This is a genomic window from Arthrobacter sp. 18067, from assembly GCF_902706295.1.
GTDB lineage: Bacteria > Actinomycetota > Actinomycetes > Actinomycetales > Micrococcaceae > Arthrobacter.
The window spans coordinates 94,279-108,073 of the sequence record NZ_CACSJJ010000013.1 but is presented as its reverse complement, the minus strand read 5'-3'; the positions used below and the strand labels follow the sequence as shown (position 1 = coordinate 108,073).

General features: G+C 64.0%; 12 protein-coding genes. 4 read left to right on the top strand and 8 right to left on the bottom strand.

Going from position 1 to position 13,795, the window contains the following annotated elements; translation table 11 throughout:
* The first annotated feature begins 61 nt into the window (after window positions 1-61).
* Both GVL04_RS14155 and GVL04_RS14150 read left to right on the top strand, forming a co-directional pair.
* Window positions 62-298 (top strand): hypothetical protein, encoded by a 237-nt coding sequence (locus GVL04_RS14155; protein ID WP_159705659.1) that lies wholly within the window; start codon window positions 62-64, stop codon window positions 296-298.
* A 71-nt stretch (window positions 299-369) separates the two neighbouring features.
* On the top strand, window positions 370-729 hold the full coding sequence (locus GVL04_RS14150) for a lipopolysaccharide assembly LapA domain-containing protein (RefSeq protein ID WP_159705657.1): 360 nt from the start codon (window positions 370-372) through the stop codon (window positions 727-729).
* A gap of 109 nt (window positions 730-838) precedes the next feature.
* On the opposite strand, the gene GVL04_RS14145 is transcribed toward GVL04_RS14150, so the two are convergent.
* The 3 genes from GVL04_RS14145 to GVL04_RS14135 form a co-directional block, all read right to left on the bottom strand.
* Window positions 839-1,138, bottom strand: coding sequence for a DUF4193 domain-containing protein (locus GVL04_RS14145; RefSeq protein WP_011773410.1), 300 nt, complete (start codon window positions 1,136-1,138; stop codon window positions 839-841).
* Between the two features lie 155 nt (window positions 1,139-1,293).
* Window positions 1,294-3,789, bottom strand: a complete 2,496-nt coding sequence (locus GVL04_RS14140; RefSeq protein WP_159705655.1) for a beta-glucosidase — start codon at window positions 3,787-3,789, stop codon at window positions 1,294-1,296.
* A complete protein-coding gene (locus GVL04_RS14135) occupies window positions 3,790-5,064 on the bottom strand; it encodes an MFS transporter (protein ID WP_235036289.1) in 1,275 nt (424 codons plus the stop codon).
* Window positions 5,065-5,199: 135 nt separating this feature from the next.
* Between GVL04_RS14135 and GVL04_RS14130 the strand changes: the two genes are divergently transcribed.
* Window positions 5,200-5,805: a TetR/AcrR family transcriptional regulator gene (locus GVL04_RS14130; RefSeq protein ID WP_159705653.1), complete on the top strand. Its 606-nt coding sequence runs from the start codon at window positions 5,200-5,202 to the stop codon at window positions 5,803-5,805.
* Window positions 5,806-5,904: 99 nt separating this feature from the next.
* Here GVL04_RS14130 and GVL04_RS14125 read toward each other — a convergent pair whose 3' ends face one another.
* Entirely contained in the window at window positions 5,905-7,251 is a 1,347-nt protein-coding gene (locus GVL04_RS14125; protein ID WP_159705651.1) for an aspartate kinase, read from the bottom strand.
* Window positions 7,252-7,390: 139 nt separating this feature from the next.
* Window positions 7,391-7,918 (bottom strand): DUF427 domain-containing protein, encoded by a 528-nt coding sequence (locus GVL04_RS14120; protein WP_200846850.1) that lies wholly within the window; start codon window positions 7,916-7,918, stop codon window positions 7,391-7,393.
* A gap of 115 nt (window positions 7,919-8,033) precedes the next feature.
* Here GVL04_RS14120 and GVL04_RS14115 point away from each other — a divergent pair, with 115 nt between their 5' ends.
* Window positions 8,034-9,128 (top strand): hypothetical protein, encoded by a 1,095-nt coding sequence (locus tag GVL04_RS14115; RefSeq protein ID WP_235036288.1) that lies wholly within the window; start codon window positions 8,034-8,036, stop codon window positions 9,126-9,128.
* On the opposite strand, the gene GVL04_RS14110 is transcribed toward GVL04_RS14115, so the two are convergent.
* The 3 genes from GVL04_RS14110 to GVL04_RS14100 are packed head-to-tail and all read right to left on the bottom strand — an operon-like array spanning window position 9,109 to window position 13,766.
* Window positions 9,109-9,714: a dihydrofolate reductase family protein gene (locus GVL04_RS14110; protein WP_159705645.1), complete on the bottom strand. Its 606-nt coding sequence runs from the start codon at window positions 9,712-9,714 to the stop codon at window positions 9,109-9,111. The two genes, GVL04_RS14115 and GVL04_RS14110, sit on opposite strands and share 20 nt — an antisense overlap.
* A gap of 35 nt (window positions 9,715-9,749) precedes the next feature.
* Window positions 9,750-10,349 (bottom strand): recombination mediator RecR, encoded by a 600-nt coding sequence (gene recR / locus GVL04_RS14105; RefSeq protein ID WP_159705643.1) that lies wholly within the window; start codon window positions 10,347-10,349, stop codon window positions 9,750-9,752.
* A 33-nt stretch (window positions 10,350-10,382) separates the two neighbouring features.
* A complete protein-coding gene (locus GVL04_RS14100) occupies window positions 10,383-13,766 on the bottom strand; it encodes a DNA polymerase III subunit gamma and tau (RefSeq protein WP_159705641.1) in 3,384 nt (1,127 codons plus the stop codon).
* Window positions 13,767-13,795 lie beyond the last annotated feature (29 nt).

Sequence of the window (13,795 nt, the reverse complement as noted above, 5' to 3'; positions counted from 1 at the left end):
ACTGAACGGCATGCACTGGCCCTGCCGCTCTTTCTCTCCCGTAGAAAGGAGGTGGAAGAACATGGGACGCAAGTTGGAGGGATTCCAGCATGTCACTGAACGGCTGCAGTCCGTCTTCGGACCGGCAACCCACGGTGACACCGATACCCCTGTGCTGCACAAGCATGACGATTTTGAGACGGCTTCCGAGGCGGATCTAAAGAATTTCGACGTCGAGACCGATTCCGAAGGCCATCACTATGCCGTCCGGAACAATGATCCCGGACCGACCTCAACTGACTACTCGGTACGTCACTGACTATCGCGCAACTCATCAGCATGCTTATTATGTAAAAAGCATGCTGATGCCGTGACAAGAGGGGGTCGTCGATGAGTTTTCAGGATGATGTTGCAGGGGTTCCCAGCGGGGCTCCCCGTCAGGATCGGACTGTCCCGCCTTCGGTGGCGCCCACGTCCAGGCCGACCCGCACCGCCGCCCTGTGGGTGGCGGTGGCAGTTGGTTTGGTGGTCCTGGTGATGCTGATCGTGTTCTTTGTCCAGAACCAGGACATGATCACGGTCCGCTTCTTCGGACTCCAAGGCACGCTGGCGCTCGGCACCACGCTCTTCATCGCAGCTGTAGGTGGCGGCGTGCTGGTGGCCCTCGCAGGCGGTGCCAGGATCCTTCAGCTCAGAATGGCCAACCATCGCCGCAGGAAGGGCGTGGGTGGCCCGGGAGCGGCGCCCTAGAAGCTGTTAGCTGCGGAAGGACCGGAGCGTTTGCTCCGGTCCTTCCGCAATTAAATCCCGACGGCGGCACTCCCTGACGATGTTTAGCCCGCCGGGGTGGTGGGTCGTCTTAGCCTTCGCAGTCAGTGCAGTAGGCGACGCCATCTTTTTCGCGTGCGATCTGCGAGCGGTGGCGGACCAGGAAGCAGGAATGACAAGTGAACTCGTCGTTAGCCTGCGGAATGACCTGGATGACCAGTTCTTCAGCGACGATTTCGCCGCCGGGGCCGTTGGCATCAAGGCCATCGGTTTCGTCCAGTTCCAGCACGACGCTCTTGGCCGTGGGGGCGCTGGCGGATTGGAGAGCCTGGAGGGATTGCTCCTGGTTCTCTTTTACATCGGTACGGAGTTCGTCGTAATCGGCTGCCACTTTTTAATGCCTCTTCGTGTTAGGGGGTTACCGGGTATGCAACGTACAGCATGCCACGAAAATTCCATACCATACCCCAGTTCTGCCGCTTGTGGCGAAAACCACGTGTGTGGCGGCCCAAAAAAGCTGCCACACACGGTGATTTCGCGCCCGTATTACCGGAGTTCGATGTCCAATGATTGGAATTCATCGGCCGCGTGGCGACCCACCAGCAGACGGAACGTGCCCTGCTCAAACTGCCAGCCGCCGTCGTAATGTGCAAATGCCTTGGCCGGGATGCGGATCTCCACGCTCTCCGTGCCGGCCGGGGCGAGGTGCGTGCCCGCGTAGCCGGCGAGCCAGCGGACGGGCCTATCTATGGTGGAATCTGAGCGTTCCAGATACACCTGGACCACCTCGCGTCCTGTGCGGGTGCCGGTGTTCTTGACAGGAACGTGCACCACGACATCGTTCCCGGCCGTGACCAGTTGCGGAGCGTGCGCCTGGCCCAGGGCGAAGGTGGTGTAGCCAAGACCGAAGCCGAACGGCAGGGCAGGGGCTGCGCCACCTTCAGTTTCCTGCTTGAGCCAAGCGCGGTATCCGATGTGGATTCCTTCGGAGTAGACCACCTTGCCGTCAACGGGCGTGGTGTCCAGCACCGGAACATCTTCCAGTGCTGCCGGCCAGGTGGTGGGAAGGCGGCCACCCGGTTCTTCGATGCCCAGCAGGATGTCGGCGATGGCGCTGCCGAACTCCTGGCCGCCGAACCAGCCCAGCAGGACCGCGTCCACCTTGTCCAGCCACGGCATCAGGACCGGGGAACCCGAGTTGACCACCACAACGGTGCGCGGGTTCGCCGCAGACACGGCCTCCACCAGTTGGTTCTGGTAGCCGGGCAGGTCCAGGTCCTTGCGGTCGAAACCTTCGGATTCAATGGCCGCGTTGGTACCCACCACCACCACGGCGACGTCGGAGTTCCGGGCTGCTTCCACGGCGGCGTCGATTTCCGCCTGGGGATCCGCGACCACCGTTTCTTCACCCAGCAGAATGGCCGTGAACGGGATGACCTGCTGCTTGGGCAACTGGTACTGGGCCTCGATACGGACTGCCTGGCCGGCACTGGTTTCGAAAGCATGGACGGTCTTGGGCGGATCGAACAGCGCGGCTCCGAGGACGTCCGTATCGTCCTCAAGCTCGCTGTTGAAGACTTCGGTACCGTCCAGGGCAAAGCGGATCCGGCCCACGGTCCCCACGCCCAGGTGGTGGACGCCTGCTGTTTCGGCTGTCCAGTCCGCTTCCATGCGGATGGAGGCGGCGCCGTCGGGGATTCCTACTCCGAACCAGATCAGGTGCGAGGCCAGTCGGTCTTCGCCGGAGATCTCCGTGCCGTCTTCGGCCAGGAAGGTCACGCGGATTCCGGGGACGTTGGAGACCGGGTTGTGCAACGACGTCCGAGGGAACGCCTGGATGCCCTCGGCAACCTTGGCGCCGCGCGCATAGGTGACCTTGACGTCGTCGGGCAGTGCCTTCCGCAGCCCCTCCAACGGCGAGACCGTGTACTTCGGCATGACGGTGGCGCTGCCGCCGCCCTGCGTGCGGGCCTCGTCAGCGTTGTGGCCGATCACAGCCACGCTGCCAAGTGCCTGGGTGTCCAGGGGGAGGAGGCCCTTGTTGCGGACCAGCACGGCGCCGCGGATGGCAACCTCACGCGCGACGGCGGCCCCGTTCAGTTCCGTAGGGAGCTGGGTGACAGCGGGTGTGAAGCCTTCGAGCGAGCCCACGCGGGCGGCCAGGCGCAGGATGCGGGTGACCTTTTCCAAGATGGCGTCCCGGCTGACGCGGCCATCGTTGACTGCCGCCAGCAGCTTGGGGCCCCAGTGGCCTACAGGACCGGGCATTTCGAGGTCCTGGTGGGCGTTGGCAGCGTCGATGGAGCGCACGCCCGTCCAGTCGGAGACTACGACGCCGTCGAAGCCCCATTCGGTGGACAGCGGGGTTTCCAGGAGTGTGTTCTCGCTGGCGGTGGTGCCGTTGATGGAATTGTAGGAGCTCATGACCAACCAGGCGCGGGCCTCGGTGATGGCGTCCTCGAACGCGGCCAGGTAGAGCTCGCGCAGCGGGCGTTCGTCCACCACGGAGTCGGCAGTGAAACGCTCGGTCTCGGCCTCGTTGGCCAGATAGTGCTTGGGCGTTGCGCCGACCCCCATTGACTGGACGCCGGCAACGTACTCGGCGGCCATGGTGGCGGTGAGGCGGGGGTCCTCGCTCATGCACTCGAAGTGGCGGCCGCCCAGAGGCGAACGGTGCAGGTTGATGGTGGGGCCAAGGACCGCGTGGACGCCTTTACGGCGGGCCTCCTGGCCCAGGACCTGGCCGTATCGGCGCGCGGTTTCGACGCTCCACGTCGCGGACAAAGCGGACGACGACGGCAAGGAGACTGAGTCGTGCCGCTCATCAAAGTCTTCGCCGCGGACGCCTGCGGGCCCGTCCGACATGACCACGCGGGACAATCCGATCTCCGGGATGGCGTGGGTGGACCATACATCCGCGCCAGTCAGGAGTTGAACCTGCTGCTCCAAGGTGAGGCTGCGGGCGAGTTCGTTGATCTTCGCCTCCGCATCCTGTGTTCCGGTCTGTGGCGCCGTGACGGCTGCCGAGAGTGTGGGGTTCATTTACTTGACTCCTTTGATACGGGTGACGAGGAGGGCTCCGATGATGCCGACTGCCGCACCACCGAGGAACAATGCGGGGTAGCCGCCAAAAGCGATTACCGGGAAGGCGATGGCAGGAACCAAGGATTGGGGGAGGGCCTGTGCAATGTTGAAGACACCAAAGGTCTTGGCATTCTCCGACTGGTTCCTGGGCAGCAGGTCAGTGATGAGGGCGACGTCTACGGCGCTGAAGATGCCGAGGCCCAGCCCGAGGATGCCTTGGCCAATCAGGACCTGGCCGGTGCCTGTGCTGGTGGCGATGACCACCAGGCCCGCCATCATGATCAGCGCGGACATGATCACCATGCTCTTGCGCTTGCCGATGCGGTCACTGATCCAGCCGCCGGCAAGGCTGGTGATGACGGTTCCGGCCGAGCTCACCAGCGTTGCCTGGAACACCAGGCTGGTGACCTGCGTTTCGGCCACGTGGAGGTGGTCCGTAAAGAAGTATGGAAGGTAGAGCAGTCCGGCGCAGTATCCGACATACACCATGAACTTGGTCAGCCAGGCCCAACCCAACCCAGGGGAGAGGCGCGGGTTGAAATAGAACGAGCCAAGGATTTCCTTGAAGTTCAACGGTGCGGGCTTCTCGGTGAGCACGCGGTCCTTGAACGTGAAGGCAAAGGCGATGGCAACTGCCGTGCCCACGATCCCGGGGACCACGGCCATCTGCAAGGCGTTATCGAACATCTGGGCGAAGAAGGCCGCGGACACAAGTCCAATGGGAAGTGTCATGCCGATGAGGCCTGAGAGGCGCCCGCGCTCCGAAGGAGCTGCCTGGTCCGGGAGGGTTGCCACCAGGGCCGCGAGGGCCGCGTTGAAGCCCAGCTGTGCTACAACCCAGGCTACGAGGACGGTTCCGACTTCCGTGGCCGAACCCAGCAGGAAGAGCGCTGCCAGGCCCATCAGTGATCCGCCAACGATCCAAGGTTTCCGCATGCCGAACCGGGACGTCGTGCGGTCGCTGAGGCGTCCGAAGAATGGGTTGGCGAGCAAGGCGACGGCTGCGCCGACTCCTGCCACAAGGCTGAGTGCTCCGGCGCGCGTATCCGGGGTGGTGATCTCCGAAACCTTGATGGCCAACACCACAAGGGCGGGGGCCAGAAGTGCCATCCACAGGCCTGCGCTCGCGATGGGCATGCCGATGACGTAGGCGCGGGACGCGGTTTGGCGTTTTACGGCTTCCGGGCCGACGGGTGCCGCGCCTGCATTTTGCTGACTGAGTTTGAGGGCCACATTGCCTCCTGATGAACGGGTGACCCACCGTTGGGCCGCTGCAATGACTTTAGCCTCAAAAATCTAGTGTGACTAGGTTTTTAGGAAAAAAGTCGAGTGATACTCGATTTTTGAGCTGTGAAATAGACTGAACGAATGTCAACGTCCAGGGCCCGGGGCCAGTACGCCAAGGGTGCGGAACGCCGCGAACAGATCATCCAGACAGCAACGGACGTCTTTGCCACCGAGGGGTTTGAGGGAACTGCGCTCAAGCGCGTGGCCGAACTCGTGGGTGTCAAGGAAGCCACCTTGTTCCACTACTTCAAGGGCAAGCAGGAACTCCTGACCGCAGTCCTCGCCGAACGGGACCGGCGCTCCATCGCAGTGAGTGGCCAGGAGGATGTGGGGCTGAACCTGATGCCGCCCATCGCGGAAAGGAACGAGCGCGAGCCTGGACTGACCACGCTTTACGCAGTGGCGTCGGCAACCGCAAATGATCCTGGGCACGACTCCCACAGCTACTTCAAAGAGCGCTACGAGACGGTGGTCCGGGATATCGCCGCTGACATCGAACGGCGTCAGGGGTCCGGGGAAGTCCGGACAGACGTCGACGCTGTGATGCTGGCCCGGCTGACCGTTGCTGCCTTCGACGGCTTGCAACTGCAGTGGCTCTACGACAAATCCGTTGACATGGCGGACGGCCTCCGGCAGCTTATCGATGTCCTGCTGGCACCGTCCGGACGCGCCGCTGCCAGCGGGTAGGGCTGGTTGGCCCAAGTTTAAAGACGGGAGGACCGGAGCGCGCTCCGGTCCTCCCGTTGGTTAAACCTCGACGGCGCTGCTCGCCGCCGCGTGGTGACGCTAGCGGCCGGTGCCGCCGTAGACGGTTGCCTCAGCGTCGCCGTCGAGCTCAAACGCGTTGTGGATGGCGCGGACGGCGTCATCCAGCTTGTCAGCGCTGGTCACCACGGAGATGCGGATTTCCGAGGTGGAGATCATGTCGATGTTGATCCCGGCGTCGGAGAGGGCCTTGAAGAACGTGGCCGAAACGCCCGGGTGCGAACGCATGCCCGCGCCGATCAGGGAAAGCTTGCCGACATGCTCGTTGTATTCGATGCTCTCGAAGCCGATCTGGCCCTCAGCGGCACGCAGTGCTGCCAAGGCGTCGGCACCTTCGACGATGGGAAGGGTGAACGAGATGTCCGTGCGGCCGGTGCCGTGTGTGGAGACGTTCTGGACGATCATGTCGATGTTCGAGTGGGCGTCGGCGATCACCTGGAAGATCGCGGCAGCCTTGCCGGGGATATCCGGGACGCCGACAACGGTGACCTTGGCTTCGGACCGGTCGTGCGCAACGCCGGAGATGATTGGCTGCTCCAAGGCAACTCCCTCTTGAATGTTGAACTTTTCGTCGGCGCCGGGGATGACCCAGGTACCTTCGTGCTGGCTGAATGACGAACGGACGTGCAGCGGCACACCGAAGCGGCGGGCGTACTCCACGCAACGCAGGTGCAGGATCTTGGCTCCGGAAGCGGCCAGTTCCAGCATTTCTTCGCTGGAGATACGGTCGATCTTCTGGGCTGACGTCACTACGCGGGGGTCTGCAGTGTAAATGCCGTCCACGTCCGTGTAGATCTCGCAGACGTCTGCTTCCAGAGCTGCGGCGAGGGCGACGGCCGTAGTGTCCGAGCCGCCGCGGCCAAGGGTGGTGATTTCGTTCGTGATGCGGCTCATGCCCTGGAAACCGGCCACGATCGCGATGTGCCCCTTGTCCAGCGCGGTGCGGATGCGGTGGGGGTCGACGTCGATAATCCGGGCTTTGCCGTGGATGCCGTCCGTAATCATGCCTGCCTGGGAACCGGTGAAGGACTGTGCAGAGGCGCCGAACTTGTTAATGGCCATGGCAAGCAGGGCCATGGAAATTCGTTCGCCGGCGGACAACAGCATGTCCATTTCGCGGGCTGGAGCGGAGTCAGTGACCTGACCCGCAAGGTCCAGGAGTTCATCGGTGGTGTCGCCCATCGCGGAAACAACAACCACAACCTCGTTGCCGGCCTTCTGCGCATCCACGACGCGCTGTGCGACCCGTTTGATGCCATCAGCATCGGCAACCGAGGAACCGCCGAACTTTTGAACGATCAGCTGCTTGGTAATTGCAGCCTCGTTGGAGAGCTCTTCGATCTTCACTTCGGTAGTGGGCATAGTCATGCGCGCACCCTCACTGCATCAATAGGGTTCGAACGCGGCACACACCAATTGGGGCACGCCAGCGTAGCTTATTTGCCCAGTTTATCGCCGCGTACTGTCCGTGCAGGAATTGTGACCGAATGGCGGCCACCTGCGTTAATTACCACCCGGAAGTGCCGGGACCGCCCTTGAACGGGCCCACGATCTGCTGGGTGATCCAGCCGCCGTAGAAGCTGCCGTCCTGGAACGTCACCTGCTCGCCGTTCACCTCACAGGAATCCATGTGCTCCGGATAGAGGGCCACCCGGCTCCTGAGCGATTCGAAACCCCTTGTTGGCCGCGGGTAGGTCCACCCGCCACGGGAAACCACACTTCCGCCGGCAACGACGTCGAAATAGCCTGCCTCTCCCTTGAACTCGCAGAAGCTGGTGCCTTCCCTGGGAATGAGAACACCGGAGGGAAAGGCATCCAACGGCAGGTAGTAGACCGGCGGATGGCTGGTTTCCAAAACCCTGACTGAATCGGTGGAGTCCGCAATCACCTGACCGCCAAGCCGAACCACGATCCGTTCCGAGCGTGGCTCGACCCTCGGCGGCCGTGGGTAATCCCACACAGATTCCTGGCCGGCCTTGGGCTTGATGGGCTTGGGGCGACGAGAGGACTCAAAAAAGCCGGGAACATGGACCATGCACCCATGCTGCCACCTCCGCCTGGGACCTGACAGTGAACGTTGAAGCGGCTGGCACGTATTGCTCCCGGGCATGCCCGGCGTACCATCCAACTCATGAGGATTGCGAGAGGCGATGGCCGGCGTTCCTGACCATCCGGGCAGTTCGGGTCCGGGATGGAATGAGCCCGAATATGAGGTCATCGGTGGCGGGATGATCGATGATCAGCGTCGGGTGGCCGATGCTCCGCGGACTGGGCACGATTCGCATAAGCATCCCCGCTCGATCTTCACAACCGCCGCCGGTGCGGCATGGCGGAGTGCCCGCAAATCCCTCACTTCCTGGTGGTTCTGGGTTGCCTGCGTGGCAGGGGTAGCTCTTTCATGGGGCATGGCCGCCGCCTTCGTCAGTTGGGGAGATGCCAACGGGTGGTTCCAAAGTACGGTGCCGGGCGCCGTCTTGTTGATCATGGCCGCGTTCCTGGCTCTGACGGCCGCCATACTGGGAACCGGCTGGGGATTCAGCCATGCGGGCGGAAGCGTTCTGGAGTTGCTGCTGGCAGGAGCCATGAGGGGTGTGGCCCTGGCCGTGCCGGCGTGCGTTGCTTTGCTCGTGGTGGGCTCCAGCGTCGGAGGGCCGATCGCGCTGGCCGGTGCCGCCGTCGTCGTGATTGTCCTGGAAGCAGCCCTGTTCGGGCTGATCGGTGCTGGTTCGCGGGCTTGGTTCGCCAAAGTAGGGCCGGGCATGGCGTTGGCTATGGTGCTGGTGGCGTTCCTTTGCTTTGGAAACGTTGCGGTCACCCTCATGCTGCTTCCTGCGACCACCGCCATGGATCAAGCTTCCGTGCCTGTGAATGTGGAGCGGGATGACTCAGGCAGGGTCATCTCCTACCAGTGCGTTGGCGATCTCCGCCCGGTGGAGGTGGCGCACACGGATCGCATCGCCTGGTTGGCGGCATCCAATCCGGCATTGCTGTTGGGCAGCGTCGGTGCCGGTTTCGTGGCCACAGACAACGAGATCGGATGGGTGTTGTCCGGACTTCAGTGGGCTGTCGACGGGCCTTCCCGCGAAATCCCATGCCTGGGTGGGGAATCGACCGACGGGCAAGTCCCATCGGTGCCTGTGGCTCTGACGGGCTTGGCACTGCAGGGGCTGCTGGCCGCGGTGGTGCTTGTTCCGGGTCGTTTGCTGATGGCGCGAAGGCTGAAAGCTAGTTCAGGTTCTCGCTAGCCTCTTGGCGCGCGTACTCAGAGATCACGACGCCCGACGCGAATGCCGTAGTGGAGACCTCCTTGAAGGCGCTGGGCCGGTAGGCGCCGGGCGCAAAGAGCGGTATGCCATCGCCAAAGAGCAACGGGCATCGTTTGAGCACGAGCCTGTCGATCTCGCCGGAGAGCAGTGTGGCCAGCTGGCCGCCACCACAAAGCCAGATCGATTTTCCTGGCTCGGATTTCAAACGCCGTACAACGTCCACCGGATCTTCGGAGGTCAGCGCAAGGTTCGGGTGCCCTCCCGGGATGTCAGCCTCGGACCGTGTCCGGGAAAAGACCACCTGCCGCAGATGCTGGTACGGGCTGGTCATGCCAAAAGGCAGGCCCACCGCGTAGGTGTTCCAACCCATCAACACGGTGTCGAACATCGTCCCGCTGCGCTCGATGCCCATGGCGTCGGCAATCGCTGTAGGTATGGCGTCAGAGAAACGTTCATTTTGTGCGGCCATGTGGTCGCCCTCAACCGGAAACGCGTCGAACTCGCCTCCGGGACCGGCGATGTAACCATCCAGGCTGACGGCAACGTAATACACAAGTTCTCGCACGGGACCCCCATCACGGTGTTGTTGTGATTGCGAGACTACAACAGCGCGTTGCGCCTGCCCTCGAACGCGCGCCCAAGAGTGACCTCGTCGGCGTACTCAAGGTCGCCACCGACGGGGAGGCCCGAGGCCAGCCGCGTCACGGTGATCCCGATCGACTTGAGCATGCGCGCCAAGTATGTGGCCGTGGCCTCGCCCTCAAGGTTCGGGTCCGTAGCGATGATGATTTCCTGGATGGCGCCGTCGTTCAGGCGCGTGAGGAGTTCCCGGATACGCAACTGCTCGGGGCCGATGCCGGCAATGGGATTGATGGCACCGCCCAGCACGTGATACCGCCCGCGGAAGGACCGCGTACGCTCAACGGCCAGAACGTCCTTGGACTCTTCCACGACGCAGATGACCGACGGATCACGGCGCGCGTCGCGGCAGATATTGCACGTTTCCTGCTCGGTCACGTTGAAGCAGACACTGCAGAACTTCACGCGTTCCTTGACAGTGGTGATGGCCGTGACGAGGCGCTTCATATCCTCGGGATCGGCCTCAAGGATGTGGAATGCCAGGCGCTGCGCCGATTTGGGGCCCACACCGGGAAGCCGGCCGAGCTCATCAATCAGCTCTTGAACTGCACCTTCGTACACAATGTCCTCGTTTGTTTGAAATCAATGCTGGAGTCAGCGGGGTTGCAGAGGAGAACCGTCCAAGGCACGCTCTTCGATCAGCTTTCCGCCCAGAATACGCTCCACCGCAGCCCGTCCAAAGACCCTCGATTCCTCGATGGTTTCGTCCTCCGGGCTGGGGATGTCCTCAGTCACGGTGGCTGGCGCTGCCTGGGTCCGCACGGGTGCTTGGACACGTCCGGCTTGGGCTTCGGGACTGTTCGTCAGCCGCTGGTACAGGCTCTGCCGTCCGTTGGGATTGCCCGACGGCGCGTCCTCCTCGAGCGTCGCAACCGAACCATGCGCTTCCTCGGGTTGCGTCGCCAAGGACGGCCACACCGCCGGAGCGTTGCCGGCCGCCGGGGCGTTGCTGCTTGCCGGGATGCTGCTGCTTGCGTGGGCGGGCATGGATTGGGTTGCGGGCAAGCTCGACGCCGGTGCGACGTCCCAGCTGGAGCTTGGGTTCTGCTCGGCATTGGTTGGGTGGCCGTACGTTCCGTTGGTGGTCTCCGGAACCTGGGCTGCAGCCGGCTCGTAATCCGGAGCCTCCGTTGCCTGTTCGACTACTTCCGGTGCCGTGGCGGGCTGCTTGCCCACATTGGATTCCGTGCCCACCACCCACGTGCCCGGCGCCTGCTCAACAGCCCTGGACCAGGGGTCGGCGGATGATGCCGCGCCCGCGGCGCTGCCCGCTGCGGCCGAAGGGGTGGCCGTTGAATCCGTAGAGGATGCCGCCGGTGCCTGGTTGAGCGGTGATCCTTGGCTGAGCGGTGATCCTTGGTTGAGCGGTGATCCTTGGTTGACCGCGGACGGCTGGCTGGCAGCTGCAGCAGCCGGGGCCGGGCTTTGTTGGCCATACCCGGATGGGGGCTCCCAGTCTGCCGGAGGCTCTTCATCCAGCGGAGGGGCGTCTTCGTCAAGCGGTGGACCCCAATCGTCGTCAGGGTACGAGTAGTCGCCGGTGGACTCGCTGCTCAAGGGTGCCGAGGCTCCAGCTGGCGCAGGGGTGCCCGCGGCCGGCGCTGGGGCCGACTGCGAAGGAGTGGGTGCTGCCGGAGTGGTCGGTGCAGTTACCGACGCCGTGGCTGTTGCTGAAGGAGTGGTTGGTGCTTCCGGTGGAGCTGTTGCTGCCGCGGGCGCGGGCATTTCCGGCGGAGTGGATTCCGCCTGCAATGGAGTGGTCGCTGATGTTGTCCCCGCAGCCGCAGGGCCGGCTGGGGCAAGACCCCAAGCAGAGTCGACAGCTGAAACCGGGGCTGGCCGCGACTCTGCTGGCCGCGACTCGGCTGGTCGCGACTCGGCTGGTCGCGACTCTGCTGAGGACGAAGCCGCCGAGGATGAAGCCGCCGCCGACGCCGGGGCGCCCGCTGCTGTTCCCGCTGGTGATTCCCTGTCAGCCGACGCCGGGGCGCCCGCTGACGATGAAACAGCCGGAGTTTCCCGGCTAGTAGGCGCTTTTGGGTTTGGCTCAGAGCTCGCTGAGCTGTTGCCGCCAGCGACTGCCACGATCTGGCACTCGATGCCGAGGGTCTTGTGGATGGCTTGGCGAAGGTTCTCGGAATGATCCGCACGCCCGAAAGCGCCCGCAAGGCCGCCCGTGGTGAATGCGAGGGTCAGCAGCTGGCCGTCGAACTGGGCCACTTGGGCATTCGGTTCCACGAGCGCCCACGTGCTGCGCTTGATCTTGGTCAACGTCTGCAGGACATCCGGCCATGCGCGGCGCAAGGCCTCAACATCGCCACTGCTTCCAGAAGCAGCAGATCCCCCCGAAGCAGCAGGTCCTGCTGTGGGAGCGGGCTGCGGAGCCGGGGCCTGGGATGCAGCTTGCACTGGGGCTGCCCGCGGTGGGGCTTCCTGCGGTGGGGTTTGAACCGGTGGTGCTGCTAGCGTCGGCGCTTGAACAGGCTCGGGTTGCGAGGTTGGCGCCTGGACGCGATCCGCCGGTGCCGGTGCCGCCGCGGATACAGCGGCCTGCGGTGCGCGACCGGAAGCCTGGCGGTCCTCAACAGGCCAGTCGTTGGTGGACACCCGTGGTGCTGTGATGGCGTCGCGCGAACCAGCGTCTGCGGCCGGTTCGGGAACTGCCGTCGCCGCAGCGGGGGCCGGAGCGGCCGGGGTCGGCTCAACGGCAGCCGGTGCCACGGGCGCGGAGGCGGGGACCGGCGTCGACTGTGCAGCGGGCGCAGCAGCAGGCTGGCCAGCAGCAACAGCCGGCGCAACGCCGTCGCCCGTGTAATTCAGGCGACGTTCCACGCGGTCGATGCGGGCCGCAATGCCCCGCTCGGTCTGTTCAGCGCTTGGCAGGAGGATGCGCGCGCACAGCAGTTCAAGGTGCAGCCGCGGCGAGGTGGCACCGGTCATCTCCGTGAGCGCGGTGTTGGTGACGTCCGCTGCGCGGGAGAGCTCGGCAGCGCCCAGGTTGGTTGCCTGGTTGCGCATGCGGGCGATCTGGTCCGCGGGCATCCCGCGAAGGATGGCTTGGGCGCTCTCCGGCATTGCCTGGACGATGATGAGGTCGCGGAAGCGTTCCAGGAGATCCTCGACGAAACGACGGGGATCGTGACCGGTTTGGATGACGCGGTCCACGGCGCGGAAAACCGTGGCGGAGTCCGACGCGGCGACTGCATCCACGATGTCGTCCAGGAGCGAGGCGTGCGTGTAGCCAAGCAGGGCGACGGCAAGCTCGTAATCCAGCCCGTTGGGTCCGGCGCCCGCCATGAGCTGATCAAGCACGGAGAGGGTGTCGCGGACGGAGCCGCCACCCGCGCGGATCACCAGCGAAAGCACGCCGGGGGCAACGGGAACGTTCTCCTGCCGGCAAAGGAGCTCAAGGTACTGCATGAGCGGCTCGGGCGGCACCAGCCGGAAGGGGTAGTGGTGCGTGCGCGAGCGGATGGTACCGATGACCTTGTCCGGCTCGGTGGTGGCAAAGATGAACTTGATGTGTTCCGGTGGCTCTTCGACGATCTTCAGGAGCGCATTGAAGCCTGCCGACGTAACCATGTGGGCTTCGTCAATGATGAAAATCTTGTAGCGGTCACGGACCGGGGCGAAGGTTGCACGTTCGCGGAGATCGCGGGCGTCGTCCACGCCACCGTGGCTGGCGGCGTCGATCTCGATGACATCGAGCGAGCCAGAGCCGCCGCGGGCGAGCTCGATGCAGCTGGGGCACTTGCCGCAAGGGGTGTCAGTAGGGCCCTCGGCGCAGTTCAGGCAGCGGGCGAGGATGCGCGCAGAGGTGGTTTTGCCACAGCCGCGGGGGCCGGAGAAGAGGTAGGCGTGGTTCACGCGGTTCTTCCGGAGGGCCGTCATCAGCGGCTCTGTGACGTGTTCCTGCCCGATAACGTCCGCGAAAGAGTCCGGGCGATACCTGCGGTACAGGGCAGTTGTAACAGTCACAGGGGAAACCTACCTATAGGGACTGACAT